Annotated in this window: 15 protein-coding genes and 1 pseudogene; 12 read left to right on the top strand and 4 right to left on the bottom strand. The window is 75.3% G+C overall.

Annotated elements, in window-relative coordinates; genetic code table 11:
• Positions 1–138 precede the first annotated feature (138 nt).
• Complete coding sequence (locus UO65_RS04710; RefSeq protein WP_035279092.1) at positions 139–4,659, top strand: cation-translocating P-type ATPase; 4,521 nt, start codon at positions 139–141, stop codon at positions 4,657–4,659.
• A 50-nt stretch (positions 4,660–4,709) separates the two neighbouring features.
• Here UO65_RS04710 and UO65_RS04705 read toward each other — a convergent pair whose 3' ends face one another.
• Positions 4,710–5,498 carry an AraC family transcriptional regulator gene (locus UO65_RS04705; RefSeq protein ID WP_035279091.1) on the bottom strand — a complete coding sequence of 263 codons (789 nt, stop codon included), beginning with the start codon at positions 5,496–5,498 and terminating at the stop codon, positions 4,710–4,712.
• 49 nt (positions 5,499–5,547) lie between these two features.
• Here UO65_RS04705 and UO65_RS04700 point away from each other — a divergent pair, with 49 nt between their 5' ends.
• Both UO65_RS04700 and UO65_RS35510 read left to right on the top strand, forming a co-directional pair.
• Positions 5,548–5,979 carry a DUF2000 domain-containing protein gene (locus UO65_RS04700; RefSeq protein ID WP_035279089.1) on the top strand — a complete coding sequence of 144 codons (432 nt, stop codon included), beginning with the start codon at positions 5,548–5,550 and terminating at the stop codon, positions 5,977–5,979.
• Between the two features lie 218 nt (positions 5,980–6,197).
• Positions 6,198–6,584, top strand: a complete 387-nt coding sequence (locus UO65_RS35510) for a bacteriophage spanin2 family protein (protein ID WP_035279088.1) — start codon at positions 6,198–6,200, stop codon at positions 6,582–6,584.
• Between the two features lie 57 nt (positions 6,585–6,641).
• Here the strand turns inward: UO65_RS35510 and UO65_RS38920 are convergent.
• Together UO65_RS38920 and UO65_RS04690 are read right to left on the bottom strand one after the other, a co-directional pair.
• Positions 6,642–6,896 (bottom strand): annotated as a pseudogene (locus tag UO65_RS38920) (DUF6518 family protein); the annotation flags it as partial.
• Between the two features lie 48 nt (positions 6,897–6,944).
• On the bottom strand, positions 6,945–7,724 hold the full coding sequence (locus UO65_RS04690) for a GNAT family N-acetyltransferase (protein WP_233427442.1): 780 nt from the start codon (positions 7,722–7,724) through the stop codon (positions 6,945–6,947).
• Positions 7,725–7,919: 195 nt separating this feature from the next.
• Between UO65_RS04690 and shbA the strand changes: the two genes are divergently transcribed.
• The 4 genes from shbA to UO65_RS04670 all read left to right on the top strand — a co-directional run bounded on the left by shbA (position 7,920) and on the right by UO65_RS04670 (position 13,661).
• Positions 7,920–8,522, top strand: coding sequence for an RNA polymerase sigma factor ShbA (gene shbA, locus UO65_RS04685; RefSeq protein ID WP_084175315.1), 603 nt, complete (start codon positions 7,920–7,922; stop codon positions 8,520–8,522).
• 51 nt (positions 8,523–8,573) lie between these two features.
• Entirely contained in the window at positions 8,574–9,851 is a 1,278-nt protein-coding gene (locus UO65_RS04680; protein WP_035279086.1) for a carboxylesterase family protein, read from the top strand.
• A gap of 33 nt (positions 9,852–9,884) precedes the next feature.
• Positions 9,885–13,034: an acetyl-CoA carboxylase family protein gene (locus tag UO65_RS04675; RefSeq protein WP_035279085.1), complete on the top strand. Its 3,150-nt coding sequence runs from the start codon at positions 9,885–9,887 to the stop codon at positions 13,032–13,034.
• A gap of 111 nt (positions 13,035–13,145) precedes the next feature.
• Entirely contained in the window at positions 13,146–13,661 is a 516-nt protein-coding gene (locus tag UO65_RS04670; protein ID WP_035279084.1) for an OsmC family protein, read from the top strand.
• A 12-nt stretch (positions 13,662–13,673) separates the two neighbouring features.
• Here UO65_RS04670 and UO65_RS04665 read toward each other — a convergent pair whose 3' ends face one another.
• Positions 13,674–14,597 (bottom strand): SDR family oxidoreductase, encoded by a 924-nt coding sequence (locus UO65_RS04665; RefSeq protein ID WP_035279081.1) that lies wholly within the window; start codon positions 14,595–14,597, stop codon positions 13,674–13,676.
• A 96-nt stretch (positions 14,598–14,693) separates the two neighbouring features.
• Here UO65_RS04665 and UO65_RS04660 point away from each other — a divergent pair, with 96 nt between their 5' ends.
• The 5 genes from UO65_RS04660 to mhpA all read left to right on the top strand — a co-directional run bounded on the left by UO65_RS04660 (position 14,694) and on the right by mhpA (position 18,976).
• Positions 14,694–15,365, top strand: coding sequence for a TetR/AcrR family transcriptional regulator (locus UO65_RS04660; RefSeq protein ID WP_035279078.1), 672 nt, complete (start codon positions 14,694–14,696; stop codon positions 15,363–15,365).
• 231 nt (positions 15,366–15,596) lie between these two features.
• Positions 15,597–16,277: a hemerythrin domain-containing protein gene (locus UO65_RS04655; RefSeq protein WP_052020719.1), complete on the top strand. Its 681-nt coding sequence runs from the start codon at positions 15,597–15,599 to the stop codon at positions 16,275–16,277.
• A 104-nt stretch (positions 16,278–16,381) separates the two neighbouring features.
• The gene (locus tag UO65_RS04650) at positions 16,382–16,858 is read left to right on the top strand and encodes a hypothetical protein (RefSeq protein WP_035279076.1); all 477 of its coding nucleotides are present in this window, start codon (positions 16,382–16,384) and stop codon (positions 16,856–16,858) included.
• Positions 16,855–17,391 carry a hypothetical protein gene (locus tag UO65_RS04645; protein ID WP_052020717.1) on the top strand — a complete coding sequence of 179 codons (537 nt, stop codon included), beginning with the start codon at positions 16,855–16,857 and terminating at the stop codon, positions 17,389–17,391. Before UO65_RS04650 ends, UO65_RS04645 begins: the two co-directional genes overlap by 4 nt.
• Positions 17,392–17,470: 79 nt before the next feature.
• On the top strand, positions 17,471–18,976 hold the full coding sequence (gene mhpA, locus UO65_RS04640) for a bifunctional 3-(3-hydroxy-phenyl)propionate/3-hydroxycinnamic acid hydroxylase MhpA (protein ID WP_052020753.1): 1,506 nt from the start codon (positions 17,471–17,473) through the stop codon (positions 18,974–18,976).
• Positions 18,977–19,168 lie beyond the last annotated feature (192 nt).

Genomic DNA, 19,168 nt, shown 5'->3' with positions numbered 1-19,168 from the left:
AAGAAACGGTGTGTGAACCGTCGGTGCCGAAAGGACCACCTTCGGATGAATCGGGTGCGGCGGGGAGGGGTTGGCCTCCCGCCGTGGGTATGACACGCGCTCAAGCGTGCCGGACTGCGAGTGGGTGGAAGACGGTTGATGGTGTTGAAGAACGTGGTGCGGTTGCCGGAGTTGGCGGTGAGCGCACCGGGTCGCGTCCTGCGGGCGGCCGGGGAGGCGACGAGTGCGGCGCTCGACGTGGCCGACGAGGCCGTGGGCCTGGGCAGGCGGGCGGCTGCGACGGGGGTCGAGGCGGGGCGGGCGACCCTGGAGTCGACCGGGCGCCTGGTGCGCGACGCCTTCACCAAGCGGGAGCTGTGGTGGCGGGCGGGGCACCGCCTGCACCTGCCGGTGCGCCTGCCCGAGGGCGCGCCCGAGCAGGTGCGGCGGGTGCTCAAGGACGTGGTGGCCGCCGTCCTGGAACACCCCGGGGTGGTGAGCGCCTACTGGGACGGTGGGCTGGCGCGCGTGGTGGTCCGGTTCGCCGAGGACGCGGCCACCGACAGGGTGGCGGCGGAGGTGTCCGCGCTGGCGCGCGAGTACGAACCGTCGCCCGCCACCGCCGTCGAGCCCGCCGCGCACCCCGGGGACCTGCACGAGATCCGGTCCGCCGCGGTGGCCCTGGCGGTGACCGGCGCCGGTCTGGCAACCTCCCTGGCCGCCGGGGTGTTCCGGCTGCGCCGCCCGCCCCGGGTCGCCGCCGCCGCGCTGACCGTGGTGCGGGAGGACCCGCGGGTGCGGTCGCTGCTGCGGTCCCGGCTGGGTGGCGGGCCCACCGAGGTGGCGATCGCCGCCGCGACCGCCGCGGTGCACGGGTTCGGCGGTTCCCCGACGGAACTGCTGCTCGACGCCGCGCTGCGCACCGGGCAGTTGCTCGACGCCGCGGCTCGGGTGACCGCGTTCGAGCGGGTGCACGACGTGGTGTGTGTTCCCGGGCGGGAGAGCGTGGCGGGCGAACCGGTCGACAGGCCCGCGCTCGTCGACCCCGTCACCAGGTACGCGACCTCCGCCTCCACCGGCGGCCTGGTCGGGGCGCTGGTCACGGGGGTGCTCACCGGCGGTGTGCGCGAGGCGAGCGAGGCGGTCCTGGCCGGGTCGCCGAAGCCCTCCCGGTACGGCTGGACCGGCTACGCCTCCGTGCTGGGGCAGGTCCTGGCGCGCGACGGGGTGCTGGTGCGCGCCCCGGAGCGGCTGCGCTCGCTGCAAACCGTGGACACGCTGCTGGTGCACGCCGGGGCGCTGCGGCTCGACAGCCGCACCGTCACCGAGGCCCACCCGCACGCCCCCGACTGGGGCGACGGCCGCCTGTGGGAGGCCGCCGAGGCCGCGCTGGCCGCCGCCGACTCCGGGTCTGATCCGGACGCCGACCCCGACGCGGTCCGGTTGCGCCCGGTCCCCGACGCCGCGGCGGACTCCACCGGGCTGATGATCGCCTCCGCCGACGGGCGCGACGTCGGCACGGTCCTGGTCGGGCACCGGCCCGACCCGGTCGCCAGGGCGGTGCTCGACGCCGCCGGGCAGGCCGGGCTGCGCGTCGTGGTCGTCGGCGACGACGGCACCGGGGCGAACGCGGTCGGGGCGGACGAGACGGTGTGCGAGCGGTCCATGGCCGAGGTCCTGCGGTCGCTGCGGGCCGACGGCCGGGTGGTGTGCGCCCTCGCCAGGCCGCGCGGCACGACCGGGGCGGACGCCGACGTGGTCGCCGGGGTGCTGGCGGCGGACTTCGCCGTGTGCCTGGCCGACCAGGACGCCGCCGTGGTGTGGGCGGCCGACGCGCTGTGCGTCGACGGGCTGGCCGGGGTGTGGCGGTTGGTGCGCGCGATCCCGGCGGCGCGGGCGGCGGGCAAGTACGGGGCGACCTGCGCCCAGGCCGCGACCGCCCTGTCCGGGCTGCTGGTCGCCACCAGCCAGCAGCGGCGGTGGGGGCGCCTGCTCTCCCCGGTGGCCCGGCTCAGCCCGGTCGACCTCGCCGCGGGCGCGGCCCTGGTGTCCGGGTGGGCGCTGGCCGCGGGTGTGGGCACGGCGCCCACCCCGGCGCCCCGGCCGCTGGTGCCGTGGCACGCGCTGCCCGCGGAGGGGGTGCTGCACCGCCTCCGCGAGCAGTCCGGGCGCGGTCGCCAGGTCGCCGACGACCTGACCGCGCGGGCCCGGCACCTGGGCGCGCGACTGGCCGGGATGCCCGGCGCCGGGCCGCCGCGCGAGCTGCTGCGGCTGGCCGGTGCCGTGCGCACCGAGCTGGCCGACCCGCTCACCCCCGTGCTCGCCGTCGGCGCGGTCGCCTCGGCGGTCCTGGGCTCCACTGTGGACGCCCTGCTGGTCGTCGGCGTCATGGGCGTCAACGCCCTGGTGGGCGGCGGGCAGCGGTTGCGCGCCGAGCGGGCGCTGGCCGCGCTGGCGGTCACCCAGCGGCAGCGGGCGCGGGTGGTGGGCGAGCGCCGGACCGAGGTGGTCGACGCGGACGGGCTGGCACCCGGGCACGTGATCGAACTCCGGGGCGGTGACGTGGTGCCCGCTGACGCCCGGCTGCTGGAGGTCGACAGCCTGGAGGTGGACGAGTCCGCGCTCACCGGCGAATCCCTGCCGGTGACCAAGGAGTCGACCGCGACACCGGCGGCGGCCATCGCCGACCGCCGGTGCATGGTCTTCGAGGGCACGACCGTGGTCGCCGGGTGGGCCAGGGCCGTGGTGGTGGGCACCGGGGCCGACACCGAGGCCGGGCGCGCGGTGTCGCTCGCCTCGCGGACCGCGCCGCCCGCCGGGGTGCAGGCGCGGCTGCGCGAGCTGACCGGCAAGGCGCTGCCGATGACGCTGGTCGGCGGCGCCGCGGTGACCGGGTTCGCGCTGCTGCGCGGTCGCCCGGTGCGCGAGGCCATCGGCGGCGGTGTCGCCGTCGCGGTGGCGGCGGTCCCCGAGGGGCTGCCGCTGGTGGCCACCGTCGCCCAGACGGCGGCGGCTCGGCGGCTGGGCAGGCACGGCATCCTGGTCCGCACGGCCCGCACGCTGGAGGCGCTGGGCCGGGTGGACACGGTGTGCTTCGACAAGACCGGCACGCTGACCGAGAACCGGCTCCGGGTGGTCGAGGTGGCCACCGCCGACGGGGTCTTCCCGGTGGGCGCGCCAGAGGCCACCGCCGTCCTGGAGGTCGCGGCCAGGGCCTGCCCGCGGCAGCCGACCGAGTCGGGCGCGCACGAGCACGCCACCGACGAGGCCGTGCTGTCGGCGCTGCCCGAGGACGGCGGGTGGGAGCAGTCGGCGGGCCTGCCCTTCGAGGCCAGCCGCGGGTACGCGGCGGCCGTCGGGCGCACCGGGGACGACACGCTGCTGGTGGTCAAGGGCGCACCCGAGGTCGTGCTGCCGGGGTGCGCCGCGGTGCCAGCCGACACCGGCGAGCTGGTCGAGACCCTGGCCTCGGCGGGACTGCGCGTGCTCGCGGTCGCCCGCCGCCCGGTCGTGGCCGACGACGCCGACGAGGTGCTGGACGAGCCGCTGGCCGGGTTGGAGTTCCAGGGCCTGCTCGCCCTCGCCGACACCCCGCGCGACAGCGCCGAACCGCTGGTCCGGAGCCTGCGCGAGGCGGGTGTGGCCCCCGTCGTGCTCACCGGCGACCACCCGAGGACCGCGCGCGCCATCGCGGTCGGCCTCGGCTGGCCGGAGGACACCAGGGTCGTCACCGGCGGCGAACTCGCCGCCCTCGACCGCGCGGGCGGCGCCCGGCTGCTGCGCGGCGCCGGGGTGGTGGCCAGGGTCGCCCCGGAGCAGAAGTTGCAGGTGGTGGAGGCGCTGCGGGCCGCGGGCCGGGTGGTGGCGATGGTCGGCGACGGCGCCAACGACGCCGCCGCGATCCGCGCCGCCGACGTGGGCATCGGCATCGCCGCCCGCGGCTCGGCCGCCGCCCGCAACGCCGCCGACCTCGTGCTCACCGACGACGACCTGGGCGCGCTGGTCGGCGCGGTGGCCGAGGGCCGCGCGCTGTGGCGCAGCGTCGCCGACGCCATCGGCATCCTGATCGGCGGCAACGCGGGCGAGGTCGGCTTCACCGTCCTGGGCACCATGCTGTCGGGCACCTGCCCGCTGTCCACCCGCCAACTGCTCCTGGTCAACCTGCTCACCGACATGTTCCCGGCCATGGCCGTGGCGGTGACCCCGGCCAGGGACGAGGCGGGCGGCGGCGACGAGGCCCCGGTCGGCGCGGCGGTGCTCGGCGGACCGCTGATCACCCAGATCCGGCACCGGGGCATCATCACCGGCCTCGGCGCCACCACCGGGTGGCTGATCGGCAAGTGGACCCCGGGGACCGCGCGGCGCACCAGCACGATGGCCCTGTGCGGCCTGGTCGGCTCACAGCTCGTGCAGACCCTGTCCGGCAGGCGGCACAGCCCTCTGGTCCTGGCCACCACCCTGGGGTCGGCGGCGGCGCTGGTCGCGGTGGTGCAGACCCCGGGGGTGAGCCACTTCTTCGGCTGCACCCCGCTGGGCCCGGTCGCGTGGGCGGGCGTGGGCGCGGCGATGGGCACCGCGGCCGTCGGCCCGGTGCTGGTGCCACCGCTGGAAGCGGTCGTGAGCCGGGCGGCCTCCCGCCTCCCGGCCGTCCGGTTCACCTCGGGGGCCGGGCGGGGCTGACCCGGGGGATCGGGTGATCGCCGCGCGGGCGGACCCCGCCCGCGCGGCGATCACCCCCGGAACCGGGACGGCGGAACGCCGAGCATCCGCTTGAAGTGCCTGCCCAGGTGCGACTGGTCGTGGAACCCGGCCGCCGCGGCCACCTGCCCCGGCGCCATGCCGTCGAGCAGCAGCCGCCGGGCCAGGTCGACCCGGCGGCCGACGAGGTAGCGGTGCGGCGGCAGCCCGAACTCACCGCTGAACGCGCGCACCAGGTGCGTCGGGTGCGCGTGCAGCCGGGCCGCGGCCTCGTCGAGGGTGACGCCCTCGACGGTGCGCGCGTCGAGCAGGTCGCGCAACTGCCGGGCCAGACCGGGTGCGCGGACGGCGGGGGCGGTGGTCGGGCCGCCGGTCAGGTGCAGGCCGAGGCGTTCGCAGATCAGGGCCAGCCTGCTCTGCGCCTCCAGGTCCTCGTGGTGCGGGGCGAGCGCCCGGTGCAGCCGGTCCACCCGGTCGCGCAGCACCGGGTCCGGGATGCCGGGGGAGTCCACGGCGGCGCCGGTCAGGCCCGGGTCGAGCAGTTCGGGGCCGAGGTAGAGGACCCGCTTGCGGAACCCGTCCGGGGTGGCGTTGCGCCCGTCGTGCGGGACGTGCGGTGGCAGCACCGTCACCTGGGAGGTCAGCGCCCCGTGCTCGTGCCGGTCCAGGTCGTAGCGGACGACGCCCGAGTCGATGATCAGCACGGTCCAGGCGTCGTGGGTGTGCGCGGGGTAGGCGTGCTCGGCGAACCGGGCGTGCAGCACCTCGCGGACGCCGCCCAGCGACGGCCGCCACGCGGTGACCTCCGAGCGGACCGGCACGCCAAGAACGTACAAGACCCGGACCCGCCGACCGGCTGAGACTGGCCCGGTGGAACACGACACCGAACCGTCCCGCCCCGACACCAAGATCGCCGTCCTGCTGCGCGACGACCTGCTGGGCTGGCAGGCGCTCAACGTCACCGCCTTCCTGGTCAGCGGCCTCACCGCGGCCGACCCCGACCGGATCGGCGAGCCCTACCTCGACGCCGACGGCACCGAGTACCTGCCGATGCTCGGCCAACCCGTGCTGGTCCTCCAGGGCGGCAAGGAGGTCGTCACGGCCGCGCACACCCGCGCCCTCACCCGCGGCCTGCGCATCACCGTCTTCACCGCCGACCTGTTCACCACCGGCAACGACCGCGACAACCGCGCCGCCGTCCGCGCGGTCCCCCGCGACCACCTGGACCTGGTCGGACTCGGCGTCCACGGCCCCCGCAACGCCGTCGACAAGATCCTCAAGGGCGCCCGGATGCACCCGTGACCGGTGGTGGAACGGGGTGTTCCGCCAACCGCCCTTGAACCCGTGTGCGGCGGATCGCCTTGACAGGGCGCGCGCGGGTGCGGATGCTGGAGGTGCGAAGGGGAGTACCCCTCCGGCCGCAGGTCGTCAGTACGGTGGGTCAGTGCCCGCCCGGCCTCGGCGCCGCCCGGCTCGTCCGGCGGTGGGGAGACCTTCGGTCAAGGACCGGAGGCACCACCATGCGCACTTCCCTCATCGCCGTCGCCGTCGCGGGCGGTCTCGCCCTGCTCACCGGGTGCAGCGGCCTCCAGGACGCCGCCGACACCGCCGCCGCGGCCAGTCAAACCCTGTCCAACGCCCAGGTCTGCCTCGACGCCGTGGGCGCCGTCGACTTCACCCCGGACGCGCTGAACCCGCAGAACACCGTGGAGCAGAGCCGAACTGCCGCCGAGACCCTGAACGGCCTGGCGGGCAAGGCCGCCGACACCACGGTGAACGACGCCATCCGGGACCTGTCCGACACGCTCGCCGCGGTGACCCTGGACGACCTCGCCTCGCCCGTGGTCTGGGTGCAGCGCAAGACCGACCAGGCCGCTGCCCTGCTCCAGGCGTGCTCGATGCGGTGACCCCGCGCGGAGCGCCCCGCACCGGCCCACCGGTCGGTGCGGGCGGGGCACCGCCATCCCGGCGGCCCGCAGCCGCTCCCGCGCCGTGCGCCCCAACGCGAGCAGCAGCACCACGGCGGTGACCAGATCGACCGTCCCCCAACCGAAGTGGCCGAGCGCGCCGTAGCGGTGGAGCGCCGACCAGGCGTGGACCGACGCGATGAGCGCGATGCCCGACTCCGAAGCGGTCGTCCCCGGCCGGTTCCGCCACCACGTGCCCGCCACGCCGAAGACCGCGCCCGCGAGCAGTGCCCCGGTGGCGAAGGCCCACAACGCCCAGAAGGCGAGCGAGTTCGCCAACCGCGCGGCGGCCCGAATCCGCTACGCCGAGCCCACCCCACCCGCGGGCACGGTGTACTCCGTGAACCGTCCACACTCGACAAACCCCAACCGCCGGTAGACCGGCTTCCCGTCATCCGAAGCCTGGAGCACCGCGACGGACTCCCGCGCGCACCGCAGCGCGGCCTCCGTGATCGCCCCCGCGTACCCCTTGCGCCGGTGCGCGACCAGGGTCGCGACGTTGTAGATCCCGGCGACCTCGGCGTGCCGGAACACCTCCGCCGTGCAGACCGGCACACCGTCCACGTACCCCACCAGGTACGAGGACGCCGAGTCGAGGGCGTGCGGCGCGGCGTCGGCGAAGAACCGCTCGACGGTCGCGGCCGGGGGTTCCCAGTTGGCGGCGAGCACGCGGGCGAAGTCCGCCAGCTCGGCGGCGGTGTCGACCACCCGGATGTCCAGCCCGGACGGCTCCCGGTCCGGCCGCGACCGGCGCAGGTCCAGCCACATCCCGGCCTCGGACTCCGCGGCGGACAGCCCGGCGTCCACCAGGAGCTGGTCGAGTTCGGGCGAGCCCGGCCCCACCCACCAGGAGAACGGCCGCCCGGTCGCGGTCACCCGGTCCACCGTCTGCCGCACCCGCCGCCGGGGCGCCCCCGACTCGAACCGGGCCCTGGCGACGATGTTGAAGGTGTCGTCGGCGATCCCGCTGTCGGCGATGAGCAGGTCGGCGCTGTCCACCACCACCGCCCCGGGCAGCCGCCGGTGCAGGTGGGCGGCGTGTTCGGCGAGGTTGCGCTCCATGCTGTCCAGTAAGTCCACCGCCCCATCGAACCGTGTCCGGTGGCGCCGGGTCCCGGTGCACCCCGTCCGACCGGACAACGGCATGACAACTGCTTGACAAAGTCGCCCGGGGTGGTGACGCGCCCGGCGGGAGGGGCCAGGATCTGCGGCGTTGGTCCGAACGCGACGACCCGGGTGGCCCGGGCGGCGGGCGGGGGCGGGAGGAGGAGTCGCATGGTCGACGGCGGTGCGGCGGTGTCCGCGGACGGGGAGTCCGGTGGGGACCGGACCGACCGGTTGTTGCTCGGCCTGGTCGCGCGGGTGCACGCGGGGGAGCGGGCGGCGCTGGCCGAGGTGCTGGCGGTGGTGCGGCCCCCGGTGCTGCGGTACGCGCGGAACCGGCTGCGGCCCACCAGGGACGCGTTCGCGTCCGTCGAGGACGTGGTGCAGGAGACCTGCCTGGCCCTGGTGAAGGCGATCCCCACCTACCGGTGGGACGGGCGGCCGTTCATGGCCTTCGCCTACGCCATCGCCGCCAAGAAGATCGCCGACGTGTACCGGACCGGTTCGCGGGACCGGTCGAGCCCGGTGTGGGAGTTCGCCGACCGGCCCGACGGCCTGCCCGACCCGGAGCAGCGGTTCCTCGACCGCGAGCGGGGCGACCGGGCCGGGGCGCTCGTGGCCACCCTGCCGGTCGCGCAGCGGGAGGTCCTGTTCCTGCGGGTCATGGTGGGCCTGTCCGCCGCGGAGACCGCGGAGGCCCTCGGGACGACACCCGGCGCGGTGCGGGTGGCCCAGCACCGGGCGCTCACCGCGCTGCGGCGAAAGCTGCGGTGACCCCCGCCGGAGCCCTTCTGCGCAAGATCGTTCCTTTGTAGGGTGCCGCCCATGGCACAGCGTCAGCTCCGCACCCGGATGGGAACCCTGCTCGTCACCGACGACGGGGCGGTGGTGCGGGCGCGCGGCGTCCGCTACGCGACGGCGGGCCGGTTCGAGCGGCCCGAGGCGGTGCGGCCCTGGTCGGGGGTCGTGGACGCCACCCGGCGCGGACCGATCTGCCCGCAACCGCCCTCCCGGCTGGGCTTCGCCACCGGCGAGTTCACCGACGGCATGGTCCACAGCGAGGACTGCCTGGTCGTGACCGTCGCCGCGCCCGCGGGTGCCGACGGGCTGCCGGTGCTGGTGTGGATTCACGGCGGCGCCTACGTCGAGGGCACCGGGGAGTGCGCCAAGTACGACCCGGTGGCGCTGGCGGCCGAGGCCGGGGTGGTGGTGGTGAACGTCAGCTACCGCGTGGGTGTCCTCGGCTACCTCGCCCCCACCCAGGCGGGCGGCGCGGACAACCTCGGCCTGCGCGACCAGGTGCTCGCCCTGCGCTGGGTGCGCGACAACATCGCCGACTTCGGCGGCGACCCTGGCAACGTCACCGCCTTCGGCCAGTCGGCGGGCGCGGACTCGGTGCTGGCCCTGATGCTGTCGGAGGAGGCCGACGGCCTGTTCCACCGGGCGATCATGCAGAGCGCCCCGCTGAGCATCTCGCAGGAGCGGGCCCCGCTGTTCGCGGCCGTGCGCGCCCGCCTCACCCACCTCGCCCACGGGGCGAGCACGGCGGAAATCCTCGCCGCCCAGGACGAGGCGGTCGCGGTGGCGCACCGGTTCGGCGCGTTCGCGGGCATGCCCTACGGACCGGTCCTGGGCAGCGCCCCCCTGCCGTCGGTCGCGGAGGTGCCCGCCCGCCTCGCCGACGCGGCGTCCCGGGTGGAACTCCTGATCGGCCACACCAAGCACGACGCCAGCCCGTTCGTGGTGATGTCCCCCGCGGGCCGCCGCCTCACCCGGCTGGGCAGGTCGGTGACCCGCATCGTCTCGGCGGGCGCCACGAAGCAGGTCTTCGCCGACCCGGCGCACAGGCTGGCCGACACGTGGGCGTCCAACGGCGGATCGGTGGCGCGGTACCGGTTCGACCGGGCCCCCGGCTTCCTGGGGGCGGGCCACTGCGTCGAACTCCCGTACCTGCTGGGCACCCCGGACTCCTGGTCGGACTCCCCGATGATGGGCGGCAAACCCCTCGACCGCGCCCTCGCCACCAGGCTCCGCCGCACCTGGGGCGACTTCGCCCGCGGCGGCGTCGCGGCCCTGGAGTCCACGAACCTGCGGTTCGGTTGATCGCCAAGCGCGGCGCACCGGCAGGATCGGGGCATGACCACGCTCCTCATCGCCAACCGCGGCGAGATCGCCGTCCGGGTCCAGCGGGCCGCCACCGCCCTGGGCCTGCGCACCGCCGCGGTCTTCACCGCCGACGACCGCGACGCCCGGCACGTGCGGCTCGCGGCGGAGGCGCACCCGCTGACCGGTGAGCGGGGTTACCTCGACGGGGAGCAACTGGTCGCGCTCGCCGGGCGCGTCGGGGCCGCGCTCGTGCACCCCGGTTACGGCTTCCTCAGCGAGAACGCCGACTTCGCCGCCCGCTGCGCCGAGGCCGGGCTGACCTTCGTCGGTCCCGCCCCGGAGGCGTTGGCGCTGCTCGGGGACAAGGCCCGCGCCAGGGAACTGGCGGCCGGCCTGGGCATCCCGGTCCTGCCCGCCACGCCCGGCGGCGTCACGTCGGCGCAGGCGCGGGACTTCTTCGACGAGGTCGGCGCCGTGGTGGTGAAGGCCGTCGCGGGTGGCGGTGGGCGGGGCATCCGGGTGGTCACCGAGGCCGCCGACCTGGAGTTCGCCCACGAGCGGTGCCGGTCGGAGGCGGAACGGGCCTTCGGTTCCGGTGAGGTGTACCTGGAGCGGTACCTGCCCCGGGCGCGGCACGTGGAGGTGCAGGTCATCGGGGACGGGACGGCGGCCAGCCACCTGTGGGACCGGGAGTGCTCGGTGCAGCGCAGGCACCAGAAGCTGATCGAGGTGGCACCGTGCCCCGGGCTGCCCGCGCGGCGGCGGGCCGAGTTGTTCGCCGCGGCGACCCGGCTGGCGGAGGAGGTCGGGTACTCGGGTCTGGGGACGGTCGAGTTCCTGGTGGCCGACGACGGGTTCTGGTTCCTGGAGGTCAACCCGCGCGTGCAGGTCGAGCACACCGTGACCGAGGAGGTGACCGGCGTCGACCTGGTGGCCGCGCAACTGGAGGTCGCGCTCGGCCGCACGCTCGCCGACCTCGGGCTCACCCAGGACCGGGTGCCGCCGCCGCGGGGGCTGGCCGTGCAGTGCCGGGTCAACCTGGAGGAACCGCTGCCCGACGGCACCGCGCGGGCCACGTCCGGGGTGCTGACCGAGTTCGAGGTGCCCTCCGGGCCCGGGGTGCGGGTCGACACCGTCGGGTACCGCGGCCTGCGCGCGGTCTCCCGGTACGACTCGCTGCTGGCCAAGGTAGTCACGCACGTCCCGCACACCGACCTCGCCCGCGCCGCGGTGGCCGCGGAGGCCGCGCTGGGGGAGTTCCGGGTCGGCGGGCCGGGGACGAACCTGGCGTTCCTGCGGGAGGTCCTGCGGCACCCGGTGTTCCGCGCGGGGGAGTGGACCACCTCGTTCGTCGACGACCACGTGGCCGACCTGGTCACCGCCGCGCCCGAGGTGGCGCGGGCCGACCTCGCGGCGCCGTTCGCCGGGACCGTGGTCGACGTGCCCGCCGCGGTCGGGGCGCGGGTGGCGGCCGGGGCGCCGCTGGTGGTCGTCGAGGCGATGAAGATGGAGCACGTGCTGGTGGCGGCCGTGTCCGGGACCGTGGTGGAGGTGCGCGCGTCGGTCGGTGCGGTCACCGCCGACGGTGACGTGCTGGTGCGGCTGGACCCCGACGAGGCCCAGGCGGGCGCGGTGGCCACGGAGGAGGCCGTGGACCTGGCCGCGGTGCGGGCGGACCTGGCCGAAGTCCTGGAACGGCACCGGGTCGGGCTCGACGCGGCCCGGCCGGAGGCGGTGGCCAAGCGGCGGCGCCTCGGTCGGCGCACCGCCCGGGAGAACGTGGCCGACCTGTGCGACGCGGACTCGTTCGTCGAGTACGGCGCCCTGGCCGTCGCCGCGCAGCGGCAGCGGCGGTCGCTGGAGGAGTTGACCGCCAAGACCCCGGCCGACGGCATGGTCACCGGGATCGGCGGGGTGAACGGGCAGCGGTGCGCGGTGCTCGCCTACGACTACACGGTCCTGGCGGGCACCCAGGGCGTGATGAACCACCGCAAGACCGACCGGATGCTGGAGTTGGCGGCGCGGCACCGGCTGCCCGTGGTGCTGTTCGCCGAGGGCGGCGGCGGGCGGCCCGGCGACACCGACACCACGGCGGTGTCGGCCCTGGACGTCCCCACCTTCGCCACCATGGGCCGCCTCAACGGGTTGGTCCCCACCGTCGGCATCGCCTCCGGCCGGTGCTTCGCGGGCAACGCCGCCCTGCTGGGCTGCTGCGACGTCGTCATCGCCACCCCGGAGGCCACCATCGGCATGGGCGGGCCCGCGATGATCGAGGGCGGCGGGCTGGGCGTGTTCGCCCCGGAGGAGGTCGGGCCGGTGTCGGTCCAGGTGCCCAACGGCGTCATCGACGTGCTCGCGGCGGACGAGGCCGAGGCGGTGTCGGTGGCCAAGCGCTACCTGTCGTACTTCCAGGGCCCGGTCGCCGACTGGGAGTGCGCCGACCAGCGGGCGCTGCGCCACGTCGTGCCGGAGAACCGGGTGCGCGCCTACGACGTCCGCCGGGTGGTGGAACTGCTGGCCGACACCGGGTCCGTGCTCGAACTGCGCCCCGAGTTCGGCGTCGGCGTCCTCACCGCCCTGGTCCGCGTCGAGGGCAGGCCCATGGGGCTGCTGGCCAACAACCCCGCCCACCTCGGCGGCGCGATCGACACCCCCGCAGCCGACAAGGCCACCCGCTTCCTGCAACTCTGCGACGCCCACGGCCTGCCGGTGCTGTCGCTGTGCGACACCCCCGGCTTCATGGTCGGCCCCGACGCCGAGCGCACCGCCACCGTCCGCCACTTCAGCCGCCTGTTCGTCACCGGTGCGACGCTGACGGTGCCGGTCCTCGGCGTGGTCCTGCGCAAGGCCTACGGCCTCGGTGCCATGGCCGTGCTCGGCGGCAGCGTGCACGCCCCCGTCGCCACCCTCGCCTGGCCGACCGGCGAGGTCGGCGGCATGGGCCTGGAGGGCGCCGTCCGCCTCGCCTTCCGCCGCGAACTGGAGGCGATCGAGGACCCCGACAAGCGCCAGGAGACCTACGACTTCATCCTCGCCGAGGCCTACCGGCGCGGCAAGGCGGTCAACGCCGCCACCGTCCTGGAACTCGACGACGTGATCGATCCCGCCGAGACCCGCCACCGGATCGCCCGCACCCTGCCGCCCGCCACCCCGTCCGGGCGCCGTGTTGACACGTGGTGACCGTCGTGTGAACGCCTCGCCCGCTCCCGCGATGTGGGAGTCCGCTGTGGACCGCCGAAGCGGTGGGATCGTTGGGAGGACAGCACTACCCGACGATCCCCGGAGGAACGCGTGACGACCCAGGTGCGGCTCAACCAGGTGGACATCGAGGCGGTGGGCGGCCTGGTCGCCGCCGTCCAGGCCGACAGCGCCAAGGCCAAGACCACGTGGGCGGCCCACGTGACCTGGACGGGCGGTTTCCAGTCGGAGGCCAAGGTCCGCCAGTTCCCGGCGGCCAAGTCCGACGAGCCCCCCGCCCTCGGTGGCGGCGACACCGCGGCGAACCCGGTCGAGCAGCTTCTCGGCGCCCTGGGCAACTGCCTCGCCGTGGGCTACGCCGCCAACGCCACGGTTGCGGGCATCCAGCTCGACAGGCTGACCGTCGACGTCAAGGGCGACGTGGACCTGCACGTCTTCCTGGGCCTGGCCGAGGGCCACGCGGGCTTCGACGGCATCACCGCCACCGTGCGCATCGACTCACCCGCCGACCGCGCCGACCTGGAAGCCCTGCACGCCAAGGTCATCGCCAGCTCCCCGGTGGGCCACACGCTCACCGCCGCGGTCCCGGTCGAGGTCCGCCTGGCCTGACCGAGGGGCGGGTCAGACCGCCTGCGCGGCCAGGGTGACACCGGTCAGGCGCTCGGACTCGGCCCACAGGCGGGCGTTGGCAGCGGCGTCCCGCGCCCGGCGGGTGGGCCGGACGGTGGTCGTGGGACCGACCAGCCCGAACCGGCCGCCGGGCCCGTAGTAGCCGCCCGCCGTCGCGTCCGGGCTGGTGGCGGCGTGCAGCAACGGCTCGACACCGGTCCCCACCTCCTGCGAGGGCAGCGGGCCGACGCGGGTGAACCAGCTCTCGGTGGTCTTGTCGCGGCCGAGGCTGGCGCCCGCGGTCTGCAGGTTCGTCCGGGTGAAACCGGGGTGGGCGCCGGTGCTGAGCAGGTCCCACCCGCGCTCGGCGGCCAGGGCGGCGAGGTGCTGGGTGAACATCTGGTTCGCCAGCTTCGACCGCCCGTAGGCCGCCATCGGCCGGTAGCGGCGCTCCGAGTGCGGGTCGTCGTAGTCGATCCGGCCCACGGCGGCCAGGCCGCTGCTCATGGTGGCCACCCGGGGCGCGTCGGCGGCGAGCAGCAGCGGCAGCAGCCGCACGGTCAGGGCGAAGTGGCCGAGGTGGTTGCCGCCGAATTGGAGTTCGAACCCGTCGGCGGTGGTCATCCGCTTCGGCGGGGCCATCACGCCCGCGTTGTTGACCAGCAGGTCCAGCGGGGTGCCCTCGCCCAGCAGGCCGTCGGCGAACTCCCGCACCGAGGCCAGGTCGGCCAGGTCCACCCGGCGCACCTCCACCCGCGCCGCTGGGTGCGCGGCCAGGATCTCCGCCTTGGCCTGCTCGCCCTTGGCCGGTGTGCGCACGGCCAGCACGACCCGCGCCCCCACCTCGGCCAACCTGCGCGCGGCCTCCTTGCCCAGCCCACTGTTCGCACCGGTCACGACGACGAACCTGCCGGTCTGATCGGGGACGACGTACATTCGGAACTCCTTAAAGACTGACGGTCTGTTATAACTCCGACGCTAACAGACCGCCGGTCTGCTGCCAAGAGACCGTCGGTCTTCTAGGCTGCGCGCATGACGTCCTTCAAGCGCGCCCGCAGCGAGGAGCAGCGCGCGAAGCGCAGGCAGACCATCCTCGACACCGCGGCCGCGATGCTGACCGAGATGCCGGTGGCACAACTCAGCCTGAACGAGCTGAGCAGGCGCGTCTGCCTGGCCAAGTCCAACGTCCTGCGCTACTTCGAGTCCCGCGAGGAAATCCTCCTCGAACTCCTCGCCACCGCCACCCACCAGTGGCTCACCGACCTCGACACCACCCTCACCACCCCCGCCGACGCCGCACTGCCCGACCGCCTCGACGCCCTCACCACCACCACCGCGACCTCGCTGGCAGCCCGCCCGACCCTGTGCGACCTGCTCGGCAACCAGGCCGCTGTGCTGGAGCACAACGTCTCCCCGCAGATCGCCGCCGACTACAAGCGCGCCACCCTCGCGGGCGTCGCCACCCTGGCCGGGGTGGCCCGCCGGTGCGTCCCGGAACTGGGGGAGGCCGACGCCACCGGCTTCGCGGGCGCCACGGTCGTGCTGGCGGGTGCCCTGTGGGCGCACAGCCGCCCGTCGAAGGCCATGCTCGCCGCCTACGCCGCCAACCCCGACCTCGCGGCGCTCCGGCTCGACTTCACCGCCACGCTCACCGAGGCGCTGGGGGTGTTCCTGGCGGGCCTCCTGGCCCGACAAACCCGTTGACCGGTTCCGGTGCTGTTCGCCCGGTGGCGTTTTTGTCGGCGCTCCACGGTGACCTCAGTGGACGGTGCCACCGAGGACTGCCTCCAGCAGGCGATGGTGGTGCACAACGGGAAAAACGGACTTGGCCGGCGGGCAAGCCGGGAGCAGGCCGCGCTTAAGCGGGCGTCGATAGGGTGGCCGCGCACAGGACACCAGTGGTCGGGCGGCGACCGGTGGAGCGGGAGGGGAACCATGCGCATCGACCCGAACGGACCCGAGGACGAGCCCGAGGTCCGGCAGATGGTCGTCATCCACAAGGCGCTGCGCAAGCAGTTCGCCCTCCTGTCCGGGCAGGTCCGCGCCGTGGCCGACGGGGACCGCGCCCGCGCCGCCGCCGTCGCCGACCACGTGCGCAGCCTGCTGCTGTTCCTGCACGCGCACCACCACAGCGAGGACGAGGTGCTGTGGCCGCTGCTGCAGCAGCGGGCACCGCTGGAGGAGGCCCTGATCCGGGAGATGGAGGCCCAGCACGGCGCGGTCGACGCCGGCATCCGGAAGCTGACGCCCCTGGTGGCCGCCTGGGCGGAGCGCGCCGACCGCGCCACCGCGTCCGACATCGCCGTGGAGTTGGCCGCGCTCACCGCGCACCTCGACGAGCACCTGGACGCCGAGGAGGAGAAGGTGTTCCCGCTCGTGCTCGACCACCTCAGCGTCGCCGAGTGGGAGTCGGTGGTGGCGGAGGGGCCGAAGCAGATGCCGTCCAGCCCGCGCATCGGCATGGTCACCATCGGGGTCGTCCTCGACGCCGCCGACCCGGCCGAGGGGGACTGGTTCTTCCGCAACCTCCCCGCCAAGGGCAAGATCGCCTGGCGCGTGTTCGGCCGCTCGTACTACCGGCGCTACTCGGCCAGGCTCGGCACCGCGGCGGTCTGAGCCCCATTCCCCCGGATACCGATGTTGCGGAAAGCGGGGACGGCCTCAGCCGACACTGGTACTACTTCCGCATGGGAAACAGGGGGCTTTCCAAGGCGGGGATCGTGCTCGCGCTGGTTCTCGGCGGTCTTCCGCTGACGGTCCTGGGCGCGGACGCGGCGCGGCAGCCGGACAACCGGGCGCACGTCGACCGCGCGGAGACCGCCCGGGCGCAGGCCAGGGCGGTGGCGATCGCCGAGGCGCTGTTCTCCTACTCGAGCGCGGACCTGCCCGCGCAGCGCGCCGAGATCGCCGACCTCATCACCGGCGACCTGGTCACCCAGTACACCGATCTGCTCGACCAGGCGGAGAAGGGCGTGCGGGAACAGCAGGTGGCGTTCACGTCGAAGGTCACGCATTCCGGGGTCCGCCTCCTCGACCCCGGGAAGGCCGAAGTCCTGCTGTTCCTGACCCAGTCCAGCACCCGGCCGGGCGAGGCCCCGCAGTCCGCGGGCGCGCAGTTCGTCCTGACCCTGGTCCGCGGCGACAGCGGTTGGCAGCAGGCCAAGGGGTCCGCCATCGACCTGCTGGGTGCCCGGTGAACGCCCCGAACCGCAGGGCGCTCGTCGCCGTGGTCGCCCTCGTCCTGGTCGCGGCGGCCTTCGGGTTCGCTGTCCTGCTCGGGGACCGGACCACCTCGGGAACCGCCGTTCCCGTCCAGCCCACCGGGTCCCCCGCCGACCGCGAGGCCGCCACCACCCGCGACGACGTGGTCCGGGTGGGCGGTGACGGCGCGCGCGTCCTCAACACGCTGCGGGTCGCCACCTTCGACGCCGACTACGACGCCTGGGAGGCGGTCGTCACCGGCGACCTGCTCGACTCGCTGCGCACCGGGCGGACCTCGAGCCGGGAGAGGTTCCTCGCGGCCGGGACGTCCACCACCGGCCACGTCCTCGCCGCCGCGGCGGAACAGGTCGACGCCGACCGCGGCACCGCGACCGTCCTCGTCGCCCTCCGCGTCACGGCGGAGTCCGCCACCGCTCCGACGGAGACGCTGGTGCGCGTGCTCGTCACCGTGACCCGCACCGCCGACGGCTGGCGCCTCTCGGGGATCGCCCACGCCCCGGTCCGATGACGCCCGCCCGGGGGAATCCCCGGTCGTCCGGAGTCGTCCACCGGCGGGTTCAGCGGTGGCGGTCCGTACCGTGGCCGCCATGACCGTGCCTCCCGCCGAAGCGCTGCCGGTGGTCGTCGTCGGCGCCGGGCCGACCGGGCTGACCTCGGCCATCCTGCTGGCCCGGCGCGGGGTCCGCAGCGTCGTCCTGGAACGGCACCGCGACGTCTACCCGCTGCCGCGCGCGGTGCACCTCGACGACGAGGTGGTGCGCATCCTGCAACGGGTGGGCGTGGCGGAGGGGTTCCGCGCCATCAGCCGACCGGTGGCCGGGCTGCGCCTGGTCGACGGCGGGCTGCGCACGATCGTCGAGTTCCGCCGGGACAGCCTGGAGGGCGCGCACGGCTGGCCGCAGGCGAACCTGTTCGACCAGCCCGACCTGGAGCGGTTGCTGCGCGCCGCAGCGGCGGAGCACCCCGAGATCGACCTGCGCGGCGGCCACGAGGTGGTCCGCGCGCAACTCCCGGCGAACCCCCGCGACCCGGTGCGGGTGCACGTCCGCGACCTCGGCACCGGGGCGGTCGGCCACGTCGACGCCCGCGCCCTCCTCGGTTGCGACGGCGCGAACAGCCCCACCCGGGCGGCCATCGGCGCCGCGATGCGCGACCTGCGCTTCGAGGAGCGGTGGCTGGTCGTCGACGTGCTCTGCCCGACCCGGTTGGACGTGTGGAACGGGGTCCACCAGGTCTGCGACCCGCACCGCGCCGCCACCTTCATGCAGGTGGGCGCCGAGCGCTACCGCTGGGAGTTCCGCCTGCGCGAAGGCGAGACCAGCGCGGACCCGGACCTCGACGCCCTCCTGCACCCGTGGACCGGCGGCGCCGAGGTCGAGGTGCTGCGCCGGGCCGAGTACACCTTCCGGGCCCAGGTCGCCGACCGCTGGCGCCGAGGCCGCACCTTCCTCCTCGGCGACGCCGCCCACCTGACACCCCCGTTCATCGGCCAGGGCCTGGGCTCCGGCCTCCGCGACGCCGCCAACCTCACCTGGAAACTCGCCGCCGTCCTCACCGGCACCGCCGACGAGTGCCTCCTGGACACCTACGAGCCCGAACGCCGCCCCCACGCCACGACGATGATCCGCACCGCCGTCGCCGTCGGCTGGGCCATGACCGGCGGCGGCCCACTCGGCGCCACCGTCCGCAGGCGGGCGATCGCGGGCGCGGGCCGCATCCCCGGCGTCACCGACCTGGTCCTCAAGACCACCTCCCCCCGCCTGCGCCGTGGCCCCCTCGTCCGCACCGGCCCGCGCGACCGCCTGGCGGGCACCCTGTGCCCCCAACCCCGCATCCCCACCCCCACCGGCCCCCGCCGCCTCGACGACGTGCTCGGCGACGCCTTCGGGATCATCCACAGAGGACCGATCGAACCCGCCCCCGCCACCACGGCCCGCAGGCTCGGCGCGGTGGTCGTGCGCGCGGACGGGTGCCCCGAACTCCTCCGCTGGCTCGGCCGCTCCCGCGCCGCCCTCATCCGCCCGGACCGCGTCGTCGTCACCGGCTTCCCGAGCCAGGACGTGCCCACGTGCGTGGAGCTGTTCTCGGCTTAAAACCCGCCCGCCCAACGACAAGCCACTTCAAACCCCATCGGCGCAGCAACAACTGGTGACCCCCGCAACTGCCAGCCCGGCCACCAGTCACCCCGAATCTCACCGGCGCAGCGAAAACCGCCCACCCAACAAACCGCTGGCCCGACCAAGCAACTGCCCGGGTGGGTGGATGTGTTTGGCCGGGGGTGGCGA

Source organism: Actinokineospora spheciospongiae (assembly GCF_000564855.1).
Taxonomy (GTDB): domain Bacteria; phylum Actinomycetota; class Actinomycetes; order Mycobacteriales; family Pseudonocardiaceae; genus Actinokineospora; species Actinokineospora spheciospongiae.
Note: the sequence above shows the minus strand (reverse complement) of the source record. Positions and strands in the feature narration are given on the sequence as shown.

What these genes read in the sequence shown, in the direction of transcription:
- UO65_RS04710 (WP_035279092.1), top strand. Translation starts at nt 139, where the DNA reads ATGGTGTTGAAGAACGTGGTGCGGTTGCCGGAGTTGGCGGTGAGCGCA.
- mhpA (WP_052020753.1), top strand. Translation starts at nt 17,471, where the DNA reads ATGACCGTGCCTCCCGCCGAAGCGCTGCCGGTGGTCGTCGTCGGCGCC.
- UO65_RS04675 (WP_035279085.1), top strand. Translation starts at nt 9,885, where the DNA reads ATGACCACGCTCCTCATCGCCAACCGCGGCGAGATCGCCGTCCGGGTC.
- shbA (WP_084175315.1), top strand. Translation starts at nt 7,920, where the DNA reads ATGGTCGACGGCGGTGCGGCGGTGTCCGCGGACGGGGAGTCCGGTGGG.
- UO65_RS35510 (WP_035279088.1), top strand. Translation starts at nt 6,198, where the DNA reads ATGCGCACTTCCCTCATCGCCGTCGCCGTCGCGGGCGGTCTCGCCCTG.
- UO65_RS04660 (WP_035279078.1), top strand. Translation starts at nt 14,694, where the DNA reads ATGACGTCCTTCAAGCGCGCCCGCAGCGAGGAGCAGCGCGCGAAGCGC.
- UO65_RS04680 (WP_035279086.1), top strand. Translation starts at nt 8,574, where the DNA reads ATGGCACAGCGTCAGCTCCGCACCCGGATGGGAACCCTGCTCGTCACC.
- UO65_RS04665 (WP_035279081.1), bottom strand. Translation starts at nt 14,597, where the DNA reads ATGTACGTCGTCCCCGATCAGACCGGCAGGTTCGTCGTCGTGACCGGT.
- UO65_RS04655 (WP_052020719.1), top strand. Translation starts at nt 15,597, where the DNA reads ATGCGCATCGACCCGAACGGACCCGAGGACGAGCCCGAGGTCCGGCAG.